Source organism: Caldicellulosiruptor sp. F32 (assembly GCF_000404025.1).
Classification (GTDB): Bacteria; Bacillota; Thermoanaerobacteria; order Caldicellulosiruptorales; family Caldicellulosiruptoraceae; genus Caldicellulosiruptor; species Caldicellulosiruptor saccharolyticus.
The window spans coordinates 190,025-210,782 of sequence record NZ_APGP01000030.1; the positions used below are offsets into that span (position 1 = coordinate 190,025).

Consider the following 20,758-nt stretch of genomic DNA (forward strand, 5'->3'; position numbering starts at 1 on the left):
ATCTCAGTAAAATTTCATCCCAAAAATTAAAAAAGGGCAGGAAGAAAAAACTCCCCACCCTTTTTCAAAAAGCTATGTTTTTTACTTACGCTACTTGTGTTTTATTACTTGAGCTCAACCTTTGCACCAACTTCTTCTAACTTCTTCTTAATCTGCTCAGCTTCGTCCTTTGAAACATTTTCTTTAATTGGCTTTGGAGCACCATCAACAAGGTCTTTTGCCTCTTTTAGACCAAGACCAGTAATCTCTCTTACAACCTTGATAACTTTAATCTTGTCGCTACCTGCATCTGCTAAGATAACATTAAACTCTGTCTTCTCCTCAGCTGCTGGAGCTGCTGCCTGAGCACCTGCAACTGGAGCTGCTGCAACAGCAACTGGAGCTGCTGCTGTAACACCAAATTCTTCTTCTAATGCTTTTACCATTTCTGAAAGCTCTAAAACTGTCAAAGTCTTAATCTCTTCAATTAATTTTTGAACCTTCTCGCTTGCCATCTTTAAACAACCTCCCATTTTAAAATTTTTTTATTTATGTTAAGCACTCTGCTTCTTAGCAATAGCATCGAGTGCCAGAACAAGCTTTCGAATAGTACCAGAGAGTACATAAACAAGCCCGGACATAGGCGCATTCAAGCCGCCAAGCATCTTTGCAACAAGTTCTTCTTTTGATGGAAGTTTTGAAAGTGCATCAACCTCTTTTGCAGAAATTACTTTGCCTTCAATAAACCCGCCTCTAATTTCTAACTTTTCAAGGTCTTTTGCACCTTCTTTTAAAACCTTTGCAACCTTTACAGGATCATCATAAGAAAGGGCAATTGCAATTGGTCCTTCAAAAAACTGTTCAAGTTCTGACAAGTTGTTTTCTCTTACTGCAAAGGTAAATAACGTTTTCTTTACTACTTTGTATTCCACTCCTGCTTCTCTGAGTTTTTTTCTCAAAGCTGTATCCTGCTCAACTGTGATTCCATGATTACATACAATAACGCCCGCTTTTGCCTTTGAGAGCTTTTCTTTGTACTCATTTAAAAGCTGTTCCTTCAATGCTCTTGATTTTGGCACTAAACTCACCTCCTACCCATAAAAATTATTAAAGCCTCTTTAAGTTTACCTTAAAGAGGCTGTAATTACCCTTCCCCTCGGCTAACAATACCACTTAAAAAAAGCTTTTATCAGCCGACGGATTTAATAATTACAACCTCGGTAGGCAAACTTTAAGCAAAGCACTTTTTCAAAAGTGCTTTGCACCTACTGTCTTCGGTTGTAGAATATTCACTTTTTAATCTTCAATGAAAATTATAGAGGTTTTAATGGATTTACCTTTATGCCAGGACCCATTGTAGTTGCAACCGTAATACTCTTTATGAACTGGCCCTTTGCTGCTGCTGGTCTTGCTTTAATTATTGCATCCATAAGCGTTCTATAGTTCTCAAGAAGTTTTTCTTTACCAAATGAAACCTTCCCAATCGGACAGTGAATTATTGCAGTCTTGTCAAGCCTAAACTCCACCCTACCAGCCTTTGCTTCCTTGACAGCCTTTGCAATGTCCATTGTTACTGTTCCCGATTTCGGGTTTGGCATAAGACCTTTTGGCCCTAATACTTTACCGAGCCTTCCAACTAATCCCATCATATCAGGTGTTGCAATACATACATCAAAGTCTGTCCAACCTTCATTTTGAATCTTTGCAACAAGCTCTTCTGCACCTACATAATCAGCACCTGCTTCTTCAGCCTCTTTTGCCTTGTCACCTTTTGCAAATACCAGTACTCTTACATTCTTTCCAGTTCCATTTGGAAGGACAACTGTACCTCTTACTTGCTGGTCTGCATGTCTTGGGTCAACGTTTAATCTGACATGTACTTCAACTGTTTCGTCAAATTTAGCATAAGATGTCTTTAAAGCCAAATCAATAGCTTCTTCTGGATCATATAACTTGGTTTTGTCAACAAGCTTTGCTGCTTCTTGATACTTCTTGCCTCTGAACATTCTTACTTTAAAACCTCCTTTGTGGTATTTGCGGCTACTTTCAAATAACCTCCCACATCTAAAAACCTGTGCGAGGATAAATTAATCTTCTACAACAATTCCCATACTCTTTGCAGTACCTTCAATAGTCCTCATTGCTGCTTCTAAAGTTGCAGCAGTTAAGTCCGGCATCTTTTGTTCAGCAATCTTTCTAATTACATCTCTTTTCAAAGTAGCAACCTTTTGCTTGTTTGGCTTTGGTGAACCACTTTCAATTCCTGCAGCTTTCTTTAGCAAAACTGATGCTGGTGGAGTTTTTGTTATAAATGTAAATGACCTATCAGAATATACTGTTATAACAACTGGAATAATCAACCCAGCATCTTTCGCTGTTCTTTCATTAAACTCTTTACAAAATTGCATAATATTAACACCATGTTGACCCAATGCTGGTCCAACTGGTGGTGCTGGTGTTGCTTTTCCTGCAGGAATCTGAAGTTTAATCTGGGTCAAAACCTTTTTCGCCATATTAAGCTGTCACCTCCTATCATCCTTTTTGTCTATGTTAAAACTTTTCTACTTGGTGATAATCAAACTCAACAGGAGTCTCTCGCCCAAACAAGTTCAGCATTACCTTCACTTTTTTTCTTTCTTTGTTTATATCAATAACAGGTCCATAAAAATCTGCAAATGGACCAGCGACAATTTTCACATTATCCCCCACTTCAATGTCAAATACCTCAACAACCTCTTCTTCTTTTATCCCCATTGCCTCAATTTCTTCATCAGTAAGAGGTGTGGGCTTTGACTCAGGTCCTACAAATCCTGTTACTCCTCTGACATTCCTAATTGTATACCAGATATCATTATCCATTACTGCCTTTATTAGCACATATGAAGGAAACTTCTTTTTTTCCTTTACAATCTTTTTACCATCTTTAATCTCTGTTACAAGTTCAGTAGGAATTCTAATATCTAATATTTTATCAGAAAGATTTCTATTTTCAATTATCTTCTCTAAATTTGCTTTTACCTTATTCTCATACCCACAATAGGTATGAACAACATACCATTTTGCTCTTTTATCACTCATTTTGAAGGGCTAAAAGCCCGCCCTCCTTTTTCTTTAATTGGTTAATAAAATGGACTGATTATCTTATCTTTAGCAAGAACTTGAAAATAAGCTGTTCATATATCACATCTGCAAGTAGAATGAACACTGTGAAAAATAATGTAAATGTCAAAACAACAATGGTATGTTTAATAACCTGTTTTTGAGAAGGCCATACAACCTTCTTCATTTCAATTCTAACATCTTTAAAAAACTTTACTGTTTTTGTCCACCATTCTTTAAATGTTACCTTTTTCCTATTAGTATTAGGCTTTGTAACTGGCTTCTCTATTTTCTTCTTCTCCACCATTATCCACACATCCTCTTTCTCCTATTTGGTTTCTCTATGAAGGGTGTGCTTTCGGCAAAATTTACAGTATTTCCTGAGTTCAAGCCTGTCAGGATCGTTTTTTTTGTTCTTCTCTGTTGTGTAGTTTCTGTTCTTGCACTCTGTACATTCAAGATGGATTATCATTCTCGCTCCTTTTGCTGCCATCTTATTCTATTCACCTCCACTATCTAAAACCTTTGAAAAAAGCTGCTTTTTACTCTCTTTAAGATTTGTTTTGCAATTTTCCCTTTACCTATCAGAGCAAAAAATTAGCAAAAAAAAATAAGCCATCTTTGTCTGACTTTTTAAATCTATCATAAACAATTAAAATTGTCAATAACTAAAATGGAGCCCACGACCGGAATCGAACCGGTGACCTCCACCTTACCAAGGTGACGCTCTGACCTACTGAGCTACGTGGGCATTTACAAAAATAAAGGGGTTTATTTACTCCCCCTTCTTTTTTTAAATCTGGAGCGGGTGATGGGAATCGAACCCACGCTACCAGCTTGGGAAGCTGGTGTTCTACCATTGAACTACACCCGCACTGCAATTATATTTTAATACTATTTTTTGAAGATGTAAAGAGTTTTTTAATCTAAAAGACCCTTACTCTTGAGATATTCATTCAGCTCATCAACAAGCTTTTGTGCGTCTATCCCATGAAGAGCACAAGCTTCTTCAATGCTCTCCCCTTGCGCTGATGGACATCCCAAACAGTGAAGTCCATTGTTCAAAAATATAGGGATAGTTCCTCTGTCAATTCTGAGCACATCCGCAATAATTGTATCAGTTGTTATCCTTGGCATCTTTTTTGCCTCCTTTATTTGGATATTGACATGTAAATATTATACCACAATTTCAATAGGAATTCTATCATTTTTTTTCAAGATAGAATTTTGCCACAGTCAAATCAGAATCCTTGTCAACGTCCTGTCCAATTTCAGGGTATGTAGAGATTATGGCTTTTGCTTTCACTTTAAAAACCTTTGAAACTCTCTTTTCAACCTTTTGAATGGAAAGTTTTTTTGTCAAAAAGAGTAAAAGAAGGGTTGGCCCTATCAATCTTGCCATCGCAATAGGGTTTTTGCGCTTTTCTACAAGCTTTTCGGCAAGACTATAGCATCTGTCAAAAATAGAAGGATTGATTATTATTGCATTTCCCCCTGTAAACGTCCCTTCTTTTACAGTACCATATGTTCTTTTCATTTGAGGGTACTTCTCATCATTTATACTTTTTTCAACAATAGGATAGCAAATATCAGCACCTGTTTTTATTGACTCCTCAATAAAATGGTCTATCGCCTCAGCGGTTATAAATGGTAAATCTGAAGTTAAAAATAAAATTTTTTTAGTGTCATTTAGATACTCAATTCCCTTTTTTGCATTTTTCATTATCGAAGTATCTTCTTCTACAAATTCTACCCTTGGATATTTTGTTTCAAATAAATCTTTAAGTTTCCTCGGTCCTACAACAACTATTCGCGATACATGCCTTGAGCTGCACACCGCATCTAATACATATTCAATCATGAACTTATTATTTAGCTTTATCAATGCTTTGCATTCATAAGGGGTGCCTGATTTGTTTTTATCAGACCCCGCTAATATAATAGCATTTACCATAATTTTCACCTTTTTTATTAAAATTTTAAGCTTTTAATAAGTTCCATCTCTTGATTCTTTATATGCTCTTCTGCCATCTTCTGGGCTTTTTCTATATCACCACTTAAGATTGCATCTACAATTTCTCTATGTTCGTCTAATAGTTTTTCATTTTTTCTGTATATTTCTTTTAAATAGATAATTCTAAATCTTGTAATCTGTTCACGGAGATTATTTATAATGTGTTGCAGTTTTTCATTTTTTGCTCCTATATATATTATATCATGCAGCCTAATATCATCAGTTATCATTCCTTCGATGTTTCCCAATTTGAAATTCTTCTCAAATGAAGCAAGCACTTTCTTGAGTTCCTCTTTTTCAGTCTTTGTCATTCTCTGAGTTGCAAGGCCTGCTGCTAATTTATCCAGAGCTGCTCTAATCTCTAAAACATCCATAATCTCTTTTTTAGAAATATCCGCAACATAAGCGCCTTTTCGTGGAAGCATAACCACAAGTCCTTCTAACTCAAGTTTTCTGATAGCTTCCCTGATGGGCGTTCTGGAAACACCAAGCATCTCTGCAAGCTTTATCTCCATCAGCCTCTCTCCAGGTCTCAAATCTCCATTGACAATCATATCTCTGAGTTTTTCAAACACAATCTCCCTCAAAGGCTTATAGTTTTCAATCAAAAAATAGTGTGAATCATTTTTTTCATTCATTTTTCTCACAACTCCTACTCCTCATTACTAAAAAATTCGTTTTCACACGTGGTTGTCAGAATTATTTCCTTGATAAAGACTTTAAGTCTGTCAGCAGCTTTTAGTGCATCGTATTTATTAGCAAAAATCCCAAATACAGCAGGCCCACTTCCTGTCATGACTGTGCCAAGCGCGTTGTGGTTCCTCATAATGTCTTTTACTCTGTTTATCACAGGATACTGATTGACTGTAACAGTTTCTAAAACATTACACAAATTTTTTGCAATCTCACGAATATTGCCCTCTTCAATTGCTACAATCATAGCATCTGTATTGGGTCTTTTTTTGACTTTGCTAAGGTCAAGAGCCTCATAAACAGCCTGAGTGGATACATACACTTCTGGCTTTGCTATTAGTATATTCATCTTTGGCGCTGATTTTAGTTTTTTAACCTTTTCGCCTATTCCCTCACAAAGTGCTGTACCACCAATTAAACAAAATGGAACATCAGCTCCAATTTCTCTTCCCAACTCAATTAGCTCATTTTGGCTTAAATTCAAGCCAAATAGTTTGTTTAACCCTCTTAAAACAGCCGCAGCATCAGTGCTACCACCTGCTAAGCCTGCTGAAATTGGAATATTCTTTTGAATATGTATCTTAACTCCTTCTTTTACGCCAAAACGTTCTTTGACAAGAGAGGCTGCAATGTAAGCATGGTTTTTATTGTCAGTTGGAATGTTTTCACTTGAAGTTGTAACAATTATACTATCTTCTTCTATCTTTTCAATATTTATTATATCATACAAATCCACTGTTTGCATTATTGTTCTGACTTCATGGTAACCATCATCTCTTTTTGAAAGCACATCCAATGTCAAGTTGATCTTTGCATAAGCCTTTAGTATCAATTCATTCCACACCTTTCGCAATGATGTAATTAAAAGCAAGATGTTGTATATTGTATTCTCTATTTAGTTATTTTATCAAAAAAATTGTAGAAATATTAGGAATGCTTATCAAAAATCTTATTCAAAGTGCCAAAATTAAAGAATAGGAATGTAATAAAAAAAGACCACTCTACTTAATGGTCTTAATACATAATGCTCAATTATAATATTACACTATCTATCTTAAGACTTGCAAGCCTTTTTATTAAGTCATTCCATCCAAAAAGTCTCCCTTAAAAAATTAATGGCGGAAGGGGTGGGATTCGAACCCACGGCCCGCGTAAGCGGGTCACTGGTTTTCAAGACCAGCTCCTTAAACCACTCGGACACCCTTCCGCTTATTTTCAATTCTATTTTTTTCTCAAAGCAAGATTTATTATAAAACATCTTATCGTATATGTCAATAACCCCAAAGGGAATTAAAAAGTTCAAAGCATCAGAAAACCTTAAATCACAAATTTGTTACTTGTTTAATATATTGTAAATGAAATTCTTTTTCAAGCTACGCACAAGGAGAACATCATGTGTGGAATTAGTGGCTGGGTATGTTACTGGAAGGACATTTCAAACTGTGATGACATCATAAAAAATATGGCAGATGTACTCTTACACCGTGGCCCTGATGAAGGTGGTTTTTATCTTTCAAAAAATGCTCTTTTAGGTCACAGGCGACTTACCATAATCGATCCTGAAGGTGGGAAACAACCAATGGTAAAAGAGCACAACAATCAAAAGTATATCATAGTTTACAATGGAGAGTTGTACAATACCCCAGAGCTTAAAAAAGAATTACAAACTCAAGGTTATACATTCTCTTCTTACTCTGACACAGAAGTACTTTTAACATCATATATTCACTGGAAAGAAGAGTGTGTAAAACATTTGAATGGGATATTTGCTTTCGCAGTTTATAACGAAACTACCAAGGAACTTTTTTTAGCTCGTGACCACTTAGGAGTAAAACCTCTGTTTTTCTCTTTAAAAAATGGTAACTTTTTGTTTGCTTCCGAAATCAAGGCACTCTTGAGACATCCTCTTATCTCTCCTGTAGTCGGCAAGGAAGGAGTATATGAACTTATAGGACTTTGTCCTGCAAGGTCACCCTTTTGTGCTATTTTTAAAGATATAATAGAGCTGCCTCCTGCACATTATGTCATATATGATCCAAAAGGTATAACAATAAAAGAATATTGGGAATTAAAGCCTCAAAGTATTGATAAAAATGTTGATGAAATAAAAGAGATGGTTAAAAGTCTTGTAATTGATGCAATTGAAAGACAGCTTGTATCTGACTTTGAAATTTGCTCATTCTTATCTGGTGGACTTGACTCTACAATTATTACAACAGTAGCTGCTAAAGCTTTAAAAAGAGAATGCAAAACGTTAAAGACATTTTCCATTGATTATAAAGAAAATAAACGGTATTACACCTTTAATATGTTTCAGCCCACGCTTGATACAGACTTTGCAAAAATAGCTTCGAAAGAAATTGGAACAGAACACACCATAATTGAAATTGACAACGATTTACTCTCAGAAAGTCTTTATCAAGCCACAGTTGCAAATGATCTTCCAGGAATGGCCGACATTGATTCATCACTTTTGCTATTTACAAAAGAAGTGAGAAAATATGCAAAAGTAGCTCTTTCCGGTGAATGTGCCGATGAGATTTTTGGCGGATACCCATGGTATTGGAACAGTAGCTATAAAGATGTAAAAACATTCCCATGGTCACCGTCTTTGGATTTTAGGTCAAAGCTTTTGTCTCAAAAATATTCAAAAGACGAGCTTAAAGAATACGTAAATTCTAAATATCAGCAATCAGTTGCAAAGGTTATCCTGCCAGAATCTGATTCAGAACAAGACCTAAGACATAGGATACTCTACTATTTAAATGTAAAGTGGTTTATGCTCACTCTTTTAAATAGAAAGGACAGGATGAGTATGACAAACTCTCTTGAGGTAAGAGTCCCGTTTGCAGACTATAGACTTGTTGAATTTCTCTACAACATTCCGTGGAAAGTAAAATATCTCGAAAATGCAGAAAAAGGACTTCTAAGAAGTGCATTTGAAGGCTTAATACCTGAAATTGCAAGAAATCGCAAAAAGAGTCCTTATCCAAAAACCTATAATCCAAGATATTTAAAAAATGTAAGTGAAAAAGTCAAAAAGATTGTAGAATCTCCTTCACCAATTTTTGAAATTATCAATAAAGAGCAGCTCAAAGAAATTTTAGATAATCTTAACTTTACATTTGAAAAACCATGGTTTGGGCAGCTCATGACACTTCCTCAGTTTTTTGGATATATTGTACAACTTGACTTTTGGATAAAAAACTATAATGTCAACTTCGAATAAAAATAAAATTGTTGTTGTATTTTTATTCACTTTGAGATATAATTTTATCAGGCAATATTTAAGTATTGAAGTTACGATGTTATTTTGGTACTCTTATATACAAAAAGTCAAAAAGGAGAATGAAAATGAAGAAAGCAATACTTGTTTTAGAAGATGGACTTACATTTGAAGGAATCTCACTTGGTGCAGAAGGTGAAACAATTGGTGAGGTTGTTTTCAATACATGTATGACAGGTTATCAAGAGGTACTCACAGACCCTTCTTATAATGGACAGATTGTCACAATGACTTACCCTTTAATAGGAAATTATGGAATAAACGATGAAGATGTTGAATCATACAAACCTCACGTTGAAGGTTTTATTGTAAGAGAAGCATGTAAAGCACCTTCTAACTTTAGATCAAAAAAGACGTTAGACGAGTATCTAAAAGAACATGGTATAGTTGCAATTGAAGGAGTTGATACACGTGCAATTACAGAGTATATAAGAAACAAAGGTTCTATGTTTGGAATAATTTCAACAGAAACTGATAACAAAGAGCTTCTTTTGAATAAAATTGCAGAATACAAGAATCAAAAACCTCATTTAGTAAAAGAAGTCTCAACTAAAGAAATGTATAGAATAAAAGGAAATGGCAAGAGGGTTGCCGTCCTTGACTTTGGAATAAAGCAGAATATATTAAGAGAGCTGTCAAAAAGAGGACTTGATCTGTATGTTTTTCCATACAATGCTTCACTTGATGAAGTAATGAAAGTAAATCCAGATGGATTTGTATTTTCAAACGGCCCGGGTGATCCTACTGATCTTGAAGAAATATTTGATACTCTAAAAAGTATTATAAGCCTCAAAAAGCCTATCCTTGGAATATGTTTAGGACATCAGCTTTTGGGCCTTTGTTTAGGACTTAAGACATATAAGCTAAAATTTGGTCACCATGGTGGAAATCATCCCGTAAAAGATTTAACAACTGGCAAAGTCTACATTACCTCACAAAATCACAACTATGCAATTGAGTACAAAGAATATGACAAAATAAAGATAACCCATATAAATGTCAATGACAAAACTGTTGAAGGATTTGCTCATTTAGACCTTCCAATTGTTTCTGTTCAATACCACCCTGAGGCAAGCCCTGGTCCACATGATTCAAAATACATCTTTGACCAATATACAAAGCTTTTGAATGGAGTGTAGCAAAAGATGCCAAAGAGAGAAGATATAAAAAAGGTTTTAATCATTGGTTCAGGACCAATAGTAATTGGGCAGGCTGCTGAGTTTGACTATTCAGGGACTCAGGCCTGCCGTGCTTTAAAAGAAGAAGGGATAGAGGTTGTACTTGTCAACTCAAATCCAGCAACAATTATGACAGACACTGAAATAGCTGACAGAGTGTATATTGAGCCAATCTCTGTTGACTATATTGAAGAAATAATAAAAAAAGAAAGGCCACAGGGACTTTTGGCAGGACTTGGCGGACAGACTGCTTTAAACATGGCATTTGAATTAGCTGAAGCCGGTGTGCTTGATAAATACAATGTAAAACTATTGGGAACATCATTAGAAACAATCAAAAAAGCAGAAGACAGAGAGCTTTTCAAAAAGACAATGCTTGAGATAGGCGAGCCAGTACCCAAGAGTATCATTGCACATAATGTGGAAGAAGCTTTAGAATTTGCAAAAGAGGTTGGGTATCCTGTAATTGTCCGCCCTGCATATACTCTTGGTGGCACAGGTGGCGGAATCGCTCATAATGAAGAAGAACTCAAATATATCGCAAGTAAAGGTTTGAAACTTTCTCTAATTCATCAGGTTTTGATTGAGCAAAGCGTTCTTGGGTGGAAAGAAATAGAATACGAAGTGATGAGAGATAGTCAAGACAACTGTATTACTGTGTGCAACATGGAAAACATTGACCCAGTTGGAATTCACACAGGCGATAGCATTGTTGTCGCTCCTTCGCAGACCCTTTCTGATAAAGAATATCAGATGCTGAGAAGCGCTGCAATAAATATTATCAGAAGTCTCAAAATTGAAGGTGGCTGCAATGTGCAGTTTGCCCTAAATCCAAACAGTATGGAATATGTTGTTATTGAAGTAAATCCAAGGGTGAGCCGTTCTTCTGCCTTAGCATCAAAAGCAACAGGTTACCCTATTGCTCGAATTGCAGCAAAGATTGCAATAGGTCTTACACTTGATGAGATAATCAATCCAATTACTCAAAACACATATGCAAGTTTTGAGCCTTCTATTGACTATGTAGTTGTAAAAGTTCCACGTTGGCCTTTTGACAAGTTTGAAAAAGCTGATAGAAGACTGGGAACACAAATGAAATCAACAGGCGAGGTAATGGCAATCGGAAGAACATTTGAAGAAGCATTTTTAAAAGCAATTGATTCATTAGATGTCAAAATAAATTACCAGCTTGGACTTAAAAAATTTGAGGAAATGAAAGATGATGAACTTTTGGAGTATATAAAAATCCCCAATGATGAGAGGGTATTTGCAATTTGTGAAGCACTGGCAAGAAACTATGATCCCAAATTTTTAAGTGAGCTTAGTAAAATTGATTTGTTCTTCATACAAAAATTCAAAAATATTGTAGAGGTGTCAAAACAGCTTAAAAAGTATGACCTTGACTCTTTGCCCTACGACCTTTTAAAAAAGGCAAAGAGGCTTGGTTTTGGCGACTCTTATATTGCAAACCTTCTAAAAGAAGACGTAGATGATGTAATTGAAATAAGAGAAAAGTGTAAACTAAAACCTTCATTTAAAATGGTTGATACATGTGCGGGTGAGTTTGAGGCAAAAACTCCCTACTTTTACTCAACATATGAAAGTGAAACTGACCTTCAAGTTAGCTCGAACAAAAAAGCAATAGTTATTGGTTCTGGTCCTATTAGGATTGGTCAAGGCATTGAATTTGACTATTGTTGTGTGCACTCAATATTTGCACTAAAAGAAGAAGGTGTTGAGGCAATAATAATAAACAACAATCCTGAAACTGTTTCAACAGACTTTGACACATCTGACAAGCTCTTTTTTGAACCTCTTACAAAAGAGTGCGTACTTGATATTATAAAGCAAGAAAAACCTATGGGCGTAATTGTCCAGTTTGGGGGGCAGACAGCTATCAATATGGCTTCTTACCTTGCTAAAAATGGAGTAAAGATTTTAGGAACATCAATGGAAAGCATTGACATCGCTGAGGACAGAGACAAATTTTTGAATCTTTTAAAATCTCTTGGGATACCTTATCCTCAAGGCGGCTCTGCTTACAACTTAGAAGATGCAATTAAAGTAGCTGAGCAGATTGGCTATCCTGTTTTGGTAAGGCCATCTTATGTACTTGGTGGAAGGGCAATGGAAATAGTCTATAACAGACAAGAACTTGAAAGGTACATTAAAGCAGCAATGGAAATTTCTATAAAACACCCTATTTTGATTGACAAATATATTCTTGGCAAAGAGGCAGAGGTTGATGGAATTTCTGATGGTGAAGACGTTTTAATCCCTGGTATTATGGAACATATTGAAAGAGCTGGCGTTCACTCAGGTGACAGCATGGCAGTCTTCCCTCCTCATACACTTTCAGAAAGGGTAAAAGAAAAGATTGTTGATTACACAATAAAACTTGCACGTGCCCTCAAAGTTGTTGGACTTTTTAACATCCAGTTTGTAATTGACAAGGATGAAAATGTATATGTCATCGAGGTAAATCCAAGAGCAAGCAGGACCGTGCCAATCTTGAGCAAAGTAACAGGAATTCCAATGATAAAGATTGCCACAAAATTGATACTCGGTAAAAAACTTAAAGATTTGGGATACAGAACTGGTCTTGTAAAAGAGCCTGACTTTTTCGCAGTAAAAGCACCTGTATTTTCATTCTCAAAACTCTCGAAAGTGGATGCGTATTTAGGACCAGAGATGAAATCAACAGGTGAAGTACTTGGAATTTCTAAAAATCTTAAGGTTGCTCTTTACAAAGCTTTTGTTGCATCAAATCATAAGTTTGTAAAAGAGGGTAGTTGTTTTATCATGGCACCTGAGAGTGAAAGAGATTCAATTTTGCAGATTATAAGAAAACTGTATGAAATAAACTATAGAGTATATCTGCCTGAAAGTATGAAAAATATTGTAAAAGGTTTAAATGTCCAGTTTATAGATGAGAAAATTGCTGAAAAAATGCTTATGGAAGATAAATTTTCATTTATTATAAACATTCCATCAAAAGATTCAAATTACGAATTTGGGTTCAAAATGCGAAGACTTTCTGTTGAGTTTGGCATCACTACCCTGACCTCAATTGATACAGCAACTTACTATGTAGACGTACTGACATCACTTGATGAGCTTGAAAGAGATATCTACTGTTTAAATGATTTATTCAAAGGAGAAAGGATGAAACAATATGAGACATTTTCTTTCCTTAAATGAATTGACAAAAGATGAGATACTGTACTTAGTTGACCTTGCTTGTAGGCTAAAAAGTGAAGTAAAAAGAGGCTTTTTCTTTCCTTACCTTAAACACAAGGCATTAGGTTTGATTTTTACTAAGGCTTCTACACGAACAAGGGTATCATTTGAGGTGGGAATCAATCAGCTGGGTGGATACTCGCTCTATCTTAGTAAAAATGATTTGCAGCTTGGCCGCGGTGAGACAATAGAAGATACTGCAAAGGTTTTGTCAAGGTATCTTGATTTGATTGTAATTCGAACATATACTCAAAGCGAAGTTGAAGAATTTGCAAAGTATTCTTCAATCCCTGTTATAAATGGTCTTACAGATGACTATCACCCAACTCAGATAATAGCTGATTTTCAGACAATCTTTGAGGAAAAAGGAAAACTAAAAGATTTGAAAATTGCCTACATTGGCGATGGAAATAATGTTGCAGCAACACTTTTGGTAGGTGCAAGTAAACTTGGACTTGATATAGCAGTGGCAACACCAAAAGGATATGAAATAAAAAAAGAAGTTGTTGACTTTGCTAAAGATGAGGCAAAGAGAAGTGGTAGCAATCTTATATTTACCGACAATCCAAAAGAGGCTGTAAAAGATGCAGATGTTGTCTACACAGACACGTGGGTTTCGATGGGGCAAGAAGAGGAAAAAGAAAAGAGGATAAAAGATTTTGAAGGTTACCAGGTAACTCAAGAGCTAATGAAACTTGCAAAAGAGGACGCAATATTCTTGCACTGTCTTCCCGCTTATAGAGGTTTTGAAGTTACTCCTGAGGTTATTGACGGTCCTCAATCCAAAGTTTTTGATGAGGCCGAAAACAGGCTTCATGCCCACAAGGCTATTATGGTGTTTGTGTGTTTAGGGAGAATATGAAATGATTTAAAAAAAAGGGCTCCATATCAACAGCCAAAAAAATTGATATGGAGCCCTATTGTTTTTGTTTTCTATAAAACACTTCTAATTGTTTCTAAGAAACTTACTAAATCTTCCTTTCCCTCATCAATCTTATTTATAATAGCACTTCCGATGACAATGCCGTCTGCTACCCCTTTAAGCCTCAGTACATCTTCTTTGCTCTTGATTCCAAACCCTACAGCAAGAGGTGTTGAAGTAACTTTTTTTAGTTCACTTAATAGTTCGTAAATGCTTTTGTCAATTTCGCCTTTAAAGCCTGTAACACCTTTTCTTGTAACACAGTAAACAAACCCTTTTGAAGTTCTTGCAATCATTTTTGCTCTTTCAATTGAGCTTATAGATACAAGGTCAATATAATGCACTCCATTTTCCCTGCAAGCAGCCTTAAACTCAGCGCTTTCTTCATACGAAACATCAGGTATAATCACTGCATCTGCACCAAAGTCTTTGCAGTCTTTGAAAAACTTTTCAATTCCCCTTTTGTAAACTGTATTTGCATAAAGCATTATTGCAATGGGCTTGTCCTTTTTAAACTTTTCTATGCTATAAAAAAGATGGTCTAATTTTACATCTTCTTTCAAGGCCTTAACCGACGCTCTTTGAATAACTTCACCATCTGCAATAGGATCAGAAAATGGAAAGCCAAGCTCCAAAACATCTACATATGAATAGATAAGCTTTATATAATCAAGAGTTTCCTCCTTAGTTGGATAGCCAAATGTTGTATAACCTATAAACGCCTTTTTCCCTTTCATTTTTAGCTCCTCAAATTTCTTATCAATCAAATTCACCTTTAATCTTCCCTCCAAAACTGTAAAATAGTAGCAATATCCTTATCTCCTCTTCCAGAAAGATTTATAACAACCACATCGTCTTTTTTGAACATACCATTTCTTGCCCTTCTTACAACCTCTGCAATAGCATGAGAGCTCTCTAAGGCTGGGATAATTCCTTCCAACTTACACAAAAGCAAAAATGCCTCTACTGCCTTTTCATCTTCTATTCCCACATACTCAACTCTTCCTACCTCTTTTAAGTAAGCGTGTTCAGGACCAACCCCTGGATAGTCAAGCCCTGCTGAAATTGAGTGTGTATTTAAAATCTGGCCATCTTCATCCTGCAGTACATACGTCTTTGCACCATGAAGGATGCCCACAGAGCCGCTGCATAGTGTTGCAGCAGTCTTTCCGGTATTCACACCTTCGCCTGCACCTTCAACACCTATCAGCTTTACCTCAGGCTCATCTAAAAAGGCAGAAAAAATACCAATTGCGTTTGACCCACCACCCACACATGCAAAAACATAGTTAGGGAGTCTTCCCTCCTGTTCTAAAATTTGCTTTTTTGTCTCATTGCCAATAACACTTTGAAAATACCTTACTATCCTTGGAAAAGGGTGTGGTCCTGCAGCAGTACCAAAAAGATAAAAAGTGTAATCATATGTCTCACTCCAGTCACGCATTGCTTCGTTTATAGCATCTTTTAACGTTTTGCTACCTTTGTCAACTACTCTGACACTGCTACCAAGCATCTTCATTCTCTGCACATTGTGATACTGCCTTTTTGCATCCTCTTCGCCCATGAATATCTCACATTCCATGCCAAAAAGAGCTGCGACTGTAGCTGTTGCAACACCGTGCTGACCCGCACCTGTTTCGGCGATGATTCTCTTTTTGCCCATGTGCTTTGCTAAAAGTGCTTGGCCTATACAGTTGTTTATCTTATGAGCGCCTGTGTGGTTCAGATCTTCTCTTTTTAGGTATATCTTGACACCAAGGTGTTTACTCAGATTCTTTGCAAAGTAGAGTGGAGATGGTCTTCCAACATAGTTTTTGAGATAAAACTCATATTCAGATTTAAAATTCTCGTCTTCAATTAACCTTTCAAACTCTTTTTCTATCTGAAGCAGTGCTGTCATCAAAACCTCTGGCGCATACATACCACCAAACCTGCCAAAATACCTATCCATTCTTAACTTCACCAACCTTGTATTTTGTTAATTTTTCTACGATAGCCCTCATTTTATTAAAATCTTTAAATCCATTCGTCTCTATCCCTGAACTGATATCAATCCCAAGAGGATTGAGCGCAAGATATTTTTCAATATTTTCGGGTGTAATTCCACCTGCAACGATAAAATCAAAATCGGTATTTTTTGCAAGCTGAACTATATCTATCTCCTTTCCCTTTGGTCTGTCAAGAAGGATAAAGTCTACTATGTCCTTATAAATTTTTGATCTTTCAATGTCATTTACCTTCTCTACCTCAACTGCTTTAATAATCTTGAAACCTTGGCTTTTTAAGTATGTGATAAACTCGATACTTTCACTGCCATGTAGTTGTATAAAGTCAAGTTTTAAATCTTTACTGATACTTAAGACTTCGCTGAGAGTTTGGTTCTTGAAAACTCCAACTGATTTTATAGAAGAATTTTTCATGGCCAGCAGTTTCTTCGCAATGTCTTTTTCAACTTTCCTTGGACTGTCGGCAAAGATCAAACCTATCATAGTTGGCCTTAAGATGTTGCAGTACTCAACATCTTCTTCTCTTCTTATTCCGCAGAACTTCACTATCATATTCTCTCACCAATTATCTCAACAGGATTTTGAGTCTTCATAAAAGATGTTCCTATAAGACAGCCATCCACACCCAAAGAACGGATATACTCAAAGTCTTCTCTTGATTTTATTCCACTTTCGCTTATGACTGCTACATCTTTTGGAATATATTTTAAAAGTCTTTCTGTTTTTTTAAGGTCAATTGTTAAATCATTCAAATTTCTGTTATTAATCCCTATCAATTTAGCCCCGCAATTTAAAGCTTTTTCAATCTCATATTCGTTTTCAACTTCAACAAGAGGAACAATGTCAAGAATCTCTAACACCTTTATAAAAATGCCAAGCTGCTTCTCATTCAAGGCTTTTGTGATAAGCAAAGCGGCATCTGCACCTATCATCTTTGTCTGGTACAGCTGCCATATGTCGATGATGAAATCCTTCCTCAAAATAGGAAGAGAAGTAGCACTTTTGACATCCATCAAGTCCTGTTCAGAGCCTTTAAAAAAGTTTTTTTCTGTCAGCACAGATATTGCAAAAAACCCTAAGCTCTCGTAAAGCTTTGCCATTCCTTTGACATCAACCTTTTCAGAAATTATACCTTCAGATGGAGATGCACGCTTTATTTCACCAATGATACAAAAATTCTCTTTTTTAAAGATATTCCTGAACTTGTTCTCACAAGATGTAGAAGTGCATTTTTCAATAGCTAATTTTTTCATTTTTTCAACTGGAACTAATTGTTTGCACTTTTCGACTTCTTTCTTCTTGACCTCTAATATCTTTTCAAGTACACTCACTTTTTTAAGCCCCCACTTTGTAGTGTTGCTGTAAATCTTTAAGCTTTAACATAGCATCACCCTTTTTTATTGCACTTTGGCACAAGGCAATGCCTTCTTCAATATCATTTGCAATCTCTGCAATATAAAGAGCAAAAGCAGAATTTAGAACAACTGCCCAATAATAAGCAGAAACCTCACCATTTAAAATACTCATCAAAATTTTCGCATTCTCTTGCGGGGTATACCCCTTAATATCATCAAGCTTGTACTCTATACCAAACTCTTTTGGGTCTATGTAGTATTCTTTGATATTATCACCTTGCAACTCTAAAACTCTTGTTTTCTGTGAAACCGAAATTTCATCAAGCCCATCAAGGCTGTGAATAACAGCTGCTCTTTTTCTTTTTCCTTTCAAAACAGAAGCTATCTTTTCCTGTGCTTCAAAATCAAAAGCACCAACAACTTGATAGTTCAAACTTACAGGGTTCAAAAGTGGACCTAAGATGTTAAAAACTGTCCTTATACCAAGCGACTTTCTTACAGTTGCTACTTTTTTCGTTGCTGGATGGTACTTGGGAGCAAATAAAAACGCAAAATTGTGCTTCTCCAAACCTTCTAAAATTCTTTGAGGTGGTGCCTGGATATCTATGCCTAAATTTTCTAAAATATCTGCAGAACCAGAGTTACTTGTAATGCTTCTATTACCGTGTTTTGCAACCTTTAAATCAAAACAGCTGAGAACTATTGCACTTGCAGTGGAAATATTAAATGTACCTTTGCCATCTCCACCAGTCCCACATGTGTCTATCGTCTTTGGATGAGTATATTCAATCTTTTGAGCCTTTTCATAAAACGCGTCGACAAAAGCAGAAATTTCTTCTTTTGTTTCCCCCTTTGTTTTGAGTGCTGCCAAAAACGCTCCAAATTTCATTTCGTCAAGTTCACCCTCAAGTATACTGTCCAGAAGATTTTTTACCTGACCATAATCTAAATCCCTTTTTGCTGTTACAACCTCAAGCGCTTCTTTGAGCATCTTTCCTCACCTGCCCATAACACAAATCTAAAAAGTTTTGTAATATCTTTTCCCCTTCAGGTGTCAATATTGATTCAGGGTGAAATTGAATTCCATATATTTTTAGCTCATCATTCAAAATTGACATAACCTCATCATCTTCACTTACTGCCGCTATTTCAAGTACCTGCAATGATGCTGTCTTTTCTACAACCAAAGAATGGTATCTGCCTGCAAAGAACCTGTCTGGAACACCTTTGTAAAGTGGACTTCTTTTACCTGCTTCTAATAAGTCAACTCGAGACCTCATCCCATGATATATTGACTTGGCATGCACAACTCTTGCTCCAAAGCATTCACCTATCACTTGATGTCCCAAACATACCCCTAATATTGGGACTACTCCCGCAAACCTCTTTACTACCTCTGACGAGATCCCTGCATCTTTTGGACTTCCTGGCCCAGGTGAGATTATTATTCCTGCAGGATTTAGTTTTTGTATAGTTTCAATTGTAACCTTATCGTTTCTAAAAACTACTACTTGGGTTTTGCTTGCAATCATCTGATAAATATTGAATGTAAATGAATCGTAGTTATCTATTAACAATATCATTCTCATCCACCTCCATAATTTTCAAAAATGCTCTTAGCTTGGTCAAACACTCTTGATATTCATTATCAGGAACAGAAAGATTAACAATTCCCGCTCCACTTTGAAGTAGGAATGTATCTTCTTTCTTGTCCTTTATGGCCATCCTGATTGCAATTGCTAAGTCAAAACAATCTTTGAAGATGTAACCTATCGCACCTCCATAAAGTCCGCGTCTTTGTCTTTCATACTTCTCTATCAGCTGCATTGCTCTTACTTTTGGTGCACCTGTCAGCGTGCCCGCTGGAAATACTGAAAGTATCGCTTTCACAAGGTTTTTCTCTTCAAGCTCACCTGTGACAACTGAGTAGATGTGTATGAGGTTATAAAGCTTTTTAATTTGTAGATATTCCTCTACTTTTACTGTGCCGGGTTTTGAGATTCTCCCCAAATCATTTCTGGCAAGGTCTACAAGCATCACATGTTCACTGATTTCTTTCTTGTCTTTTAATATCTCTATCTTTTTTTGTGCAACATCATCGCCATCATTGATTCTATATGTGCCAGCAATAGGGAACGTCTTTACTATGTTTTTCTCCTTTTTAATTAATGTCTCTGGTGAAAAACAAATGATCTGCTCATCTTTGGTATTTATTACAATAGAGTATTCAGACGGATTCTTTTCTTTCATTGTGTAAAAGAGCTGGTTTGTTGAAATATCGCTTTTTATCTTTATCACTTGAGACAGTACAATCTGAAAAATTTCTCCGTTTCTTATATCCTCTTTTGCTTGTTTAACTATACTAATATAGTAATCCCTTGGAGTATTGTACAAAACCTTGCTCGTGACTTTTTGGTTTTTCCCATTGAACTTGTTAAATTTTTCCCCTTTTAACTCAAAGCCTTTGGAAATAAGTATTTTTTTAATTCCCAAGTTCTTTTCAACTATGAAATTCTTTGCGTATATAGTAAACACAATGTATGGCTCATCAGTCGAGTAAATGTCCTCTATCAAGTTTATAGCATGGTAATTAAAACGCGCTGATATAAATGCATTTTTCTCAATCAAATACGTTAAGATTTTATTGAGCTTTTCTAAAACCCCTTCATGTTCAACCACTTTATTGAAGTCATCTTCAATCTCAATTCTATTTTCAAACACCTTTATAACCAAAAGAGTATCATAGCAAAATGCCAGTATTCGGGAATTTTCAAAGTAGAAATAATCTTCCCCTATTGACTCAAAATCAATATGAGATATGTCAACTGAACTGTCAATATATTCCTCAAAGGAAGGAATATTTATACTTACACCTTGATAGCAAAAAAGCCCCGATGAGCTATCGGGGCGCATATTTGCCACCTTATTCATCTTGTAGCTCATCTCCTCTCATCTTTTCTATTCTCATCTCGTCTCATCTCAACTT

At 35.9% G+C, this 20,758-nt stretch carries 22 protein-coding genes, 3 tRNA genes and 1 other annotated feature; of the genes, 4 read left to right on the forward strand and 21 right to left on the reverse strand.

The annotated features are described in order from the left end of the window. Positions 1-104: 104 nt before the first annotated feature. The 14 genes from rplL to H964_RS03390 form a co-directional block, all read right to left on the reverse strand. Positions 105-494, reverse strand: coding sequence for a 50S ribosomal protein L7/L12 (rplL, locus tag H964_RS03325; protein WP_011917713.1), 390 nt, complete (start codon positions 492-494; stop codon positions 105-107). 39 nt (positions 495-533) lie between these two features. Next, positions 534-1,058 carry a 50S ribosomal protein L10 gene (gene rplJ / locus H964_RS03330; protein WP_039764557.1) on the reverse strand — a complete coding sequence of 175 codons (525 nt, stop codon included), beginning with the start codon at positions 1,056-1,058 and terminating at the stop codon, positions 534-536. An 18-nt stretch (positions 1,059-1,076) separates the two neighbouring features. Further along, positions 1,077-1,275: a sequence feature (ribosomal protein L10 leader region), on the reverse strand. Positions 1,276-1,292: 17 nt separating this feature from the next. After that, positions 1,293-1,985 (reverse strand): 50S ribosomal protein L1, encoded by a 693-nt coding sequence (gene rplA, locus H964_RS03335; protein ID WP_039764558.1) that lies wholly within the window; start codon positions 1,983-1,985, stop codon positions 1,293-1,295. 81 nt (positions 1,986-2,066) lie between these two features. Further along, positions 2,067-2,492: a 50S ribosomal protein L11 gene (rplK, locus tag H964_RS03340; RefSeq protein WP_011917716.1), complete on the reverse strand. Its 426-nt coding sequence runs from the start codon at positions 2,490-2,492 to the stop codon at positions 2,067-2,069. A gap of 37 nt (positions 2,493-2,529) precedes the next feature. Continuing rightward, the gene (gene nusG, locus H964_RS03345) at positions 2,530-3,057 is read right to left on the reverse strand and encodes a transcription termination/antitermination protein NusG (protein ID WP_011917717.1); all 528 of its coding nucleotides are present in this window, start codon (positions 3,055-3,057) and stop codon (positions 2,530-2,532) included. Between the two features lie 58 nt (positions 3,058-3,115). Further along, positions 3,116-3,385 (reverse strand): preprotein translocase subunit SecE, encoded by a 270-nt coding sequence (gene secE / locus H964_RS03350; RefSeq protein ID WP_011917718.1) that lies wholly within the window; start codon positions 3,383-3,385, stop codon positions 3,116-3,118. A 21-nt stretch (positions 3,386-3,406) separates the two neighbouring features. Next, positions 3,407-3,571 carry a 50S ribosomal protein L33 gene (gene rpmG / locus H964_RS03355; protein ID WP_011917719.1) on the reverse strand — a complete coding sequence of 55 codons (165 nt, stop codon included), beginning with the start codon at positions 3,569-3,571 and terminating at the stop codon, positions 3,407-3,409. A 181-nt stretch (positions 3,572-3,752) separates the two neighbouring features. Then, positions 3,753-3,829, reverse strand: a tRNA-Thr gene (locus H964_RS03360). Between the two features lie 49 nt (positions 3,830-3,878). After that, positions 3,879-3,952: transfer RNA gene (locus H964_RS03365), tRNA-Gly, on the reverse strand. 47 nt (positions 3,953-3,999) lie between these two features. Next, a complete protein-coding gene (locus tag H964_RS03370) occupies positions 4,000-4,215 on the reverse strand; it encodes a DUF1858 domain-containing protein (protein WP_011917726.1) in 216 nt (71 codons plus the stop codon). A gap of 67 nt (positions 4,216-4,282) precedes the next feature. Continuing rightward, on the reverse strand, positions 4,283-5,032 hold the full coding sequence (locus H964_RS03375; protein WP_039764562.1) for a nucleotidyltransferase family protein: 750 nt from the start codon (positions 5,030-5,032) through the stop codon (positions 4,283-4,285). A 17-nt stretch (positions 5,033-5,049) separates the two neighbouring features. Beyond that, the gene (locus H964_RS03380; protein WP_011917728.1) at positions 5,050-5,730 is read right to left on the reverse strand and encodes a GntR family transcriptional regulator; all 681 of its coding nucleotides are present in this window, start codon (positions 5,728-5,730) and stop codon (positions 5,050-5,052) included. Between the two features lie 14 nt (positions 5,731-5,744). Next, a complete protein-coding gene (gene ispE / locus H964_RS03385) occupies positions 5,745-6,617 on the reverse strand; it encodes a 4-(cytidine 5'-diphospho)-2-C-methyl-D-erythritol kinase (protein ID WP_039764565.1) in 873 nt (290 codons plus the stop codon). A 284-nt stretch (positions 6,618-6,901) separates the two neighbouring features. Continuing rightward, positions 6,902-6,992: transfer RNA gene (locus tag H964_RS03390), tRNA-Ser, on the reverse strand. Between the two features lie 186 nt (positions 6,993-7,178). On the opposite strand from H964_RS03390, the gene asnB reads away from it, so the two are divergent. From asnB to argF, 4 genes are all read left to right on the forward strand, one after another. Further along, positions 7,179-9,014 (forward strand): asparagine synthase (glutamine-hydrolyzing), encoded by a 1,836-nt coding sequence (gene asnB / locus H964_RS03395; RefSeq protein WP_039764567.1) that lies wholly within the window; start codon positions 7,179-7,181, stop codon positions 9,012-9,014. Between the two features lie 125 nt (positions 9,015-9,139). Further along, on the forward strand, positions 9,140-10,210 hold the full coding sequence (carA, locus tag H964_RS03400) for a glutamine-hydrolyzing carbamoyl-phosphate synthase small subunit (RefSeq protein WP_039764569.1): 1,071 nt from the start codon (positions 9,140-9,142) through the stop codon (positions 10,208-10,210). Positions 10,211-10,216: 6 nt separating this feature from the next. Further along, positions 10,217-13,450 carry a carbamoyl-phosphate synthase (glutamine-hydrolyzing) large subunit gene (carB, locus tag H964_RS03405; protein ID WP_039764571.1) on the forward strand — a complete coding sequence of 1,078 codons (3,234 nt, stop codon included), beginning with the start codon at positions 10,217-10,219 and terminating at the stop codon, positions 13,448-13,450. After that, complete coding sequence (gene argF / locus H964_RS03410; RefSeq protein WP_039764573.1) at positions 13,425-14,351, forward strand: ornithine carbamoyltransferase; 927 nt, start codon at positions 13,425-13,427, stop codon at positions 14,349-14,351. Before carB ends, argF begins: the two co-directional genes overlap by 26 nt. Positions 14,352-14,422: 71 nt before the next feature. Here argF and trpA read toward each other — a convergent pair whose 3' ends face one another. The 7 genes from trpA to H964_RS03445 are packed head-to-tail and all read right to left on the reverse strand — an operon-like array spanning position 14,423 to position 20,703. Beyond that, entirely contained in the window at positions 14,423-15,184 is a 762-nt protein-coding gene (gene trpA / locus H964_RS03415; RefSeq protein ID WP_039764575.1) for a tryptophan synthase subunit alpha, read from the reverse strand. A gap of 2 nt (positions 15,185-15,186) precedes the next feature. Next, complete coding sequence (gene trpB / locus H964_RS03420) at positions 15,187-16,362, reverse strand: tryptophan synthase subunit beta (protein WP_039764577.1); 1,176 nt, start codon at positions 16,360-16,362, stop codon at positions 15,187-15,189. Then, the gene (locus tag H964_RS03425; RefSeq protein WP_039764578.1) at positions 16,355-16,969 is read right to left on the reverse strand and encodes a phosphoribosylanthranilate isomerase; all 615 of its coding nucleotides are present in this window, start codon (positions 16,967-16,969) and stop codon (positions 16,355-16,357) included. The genes trpB and H964_RS03425 overlap by 8 nt, the downstream gene beginning before the upstream one ends. Then, positions 16,966-17,748 carry an indole-3-glycerol phosphate synthase TrpC gene (trpC, locus tag H964_RS03430; protein WP_039764579.1) on the reverse strand — a complete coding sequence of 261 codons (783 nt, stop codon included), beginning with the start codon at positions 17,746-17,748 and terminating at the stop codon, positions 16,966-16,968. Before trpC ends, H964_RS03425 begins: the two co-directional genes overlap by 4 nt. Before the next feature lie 4 nt (positions 17,749-17,752). Continuing rightward, complete coding sequence (trpD, locus tag H964_RS03435) at positions 17,753-18,763, reverse strand: anthranilate phosphoribosyltransferase (protein WP_039764580.1); 1,011 nt, start codon at positions 18,761-18,763, stop codon at positions 17,753-17,755. Continuing rightward, a complete protein-coding gene (locus H964_RS03440) occupies positions 18,744-19,355 on the reverse strand; it encodes an anthranilate synthase component II (protein WP_039764581.1) in 612 nt (203 codons plus the stop codon). Before H964_RS03440 ends, trpD begins: the two co-directional genes overlap by 20 nt. Further along, positions 19,336-20,703 (reverse strand): anthranilate synthase component I family protein, encoded by a 1,368-nt coding sequence (locus H964_RS03445; protein ID WP_039764583.1) that lies wholly within the window; start codon positions 20,701-20,703, stop codon positions 19,336-19,338. The genes H964_RS03440 and H964_RS03445 overlap by 20 nt, the downstream gene beginning before the upstream one ends. Between the last annotated feature and the right edge of the window lie 55 nt (positions 20,704-20,758).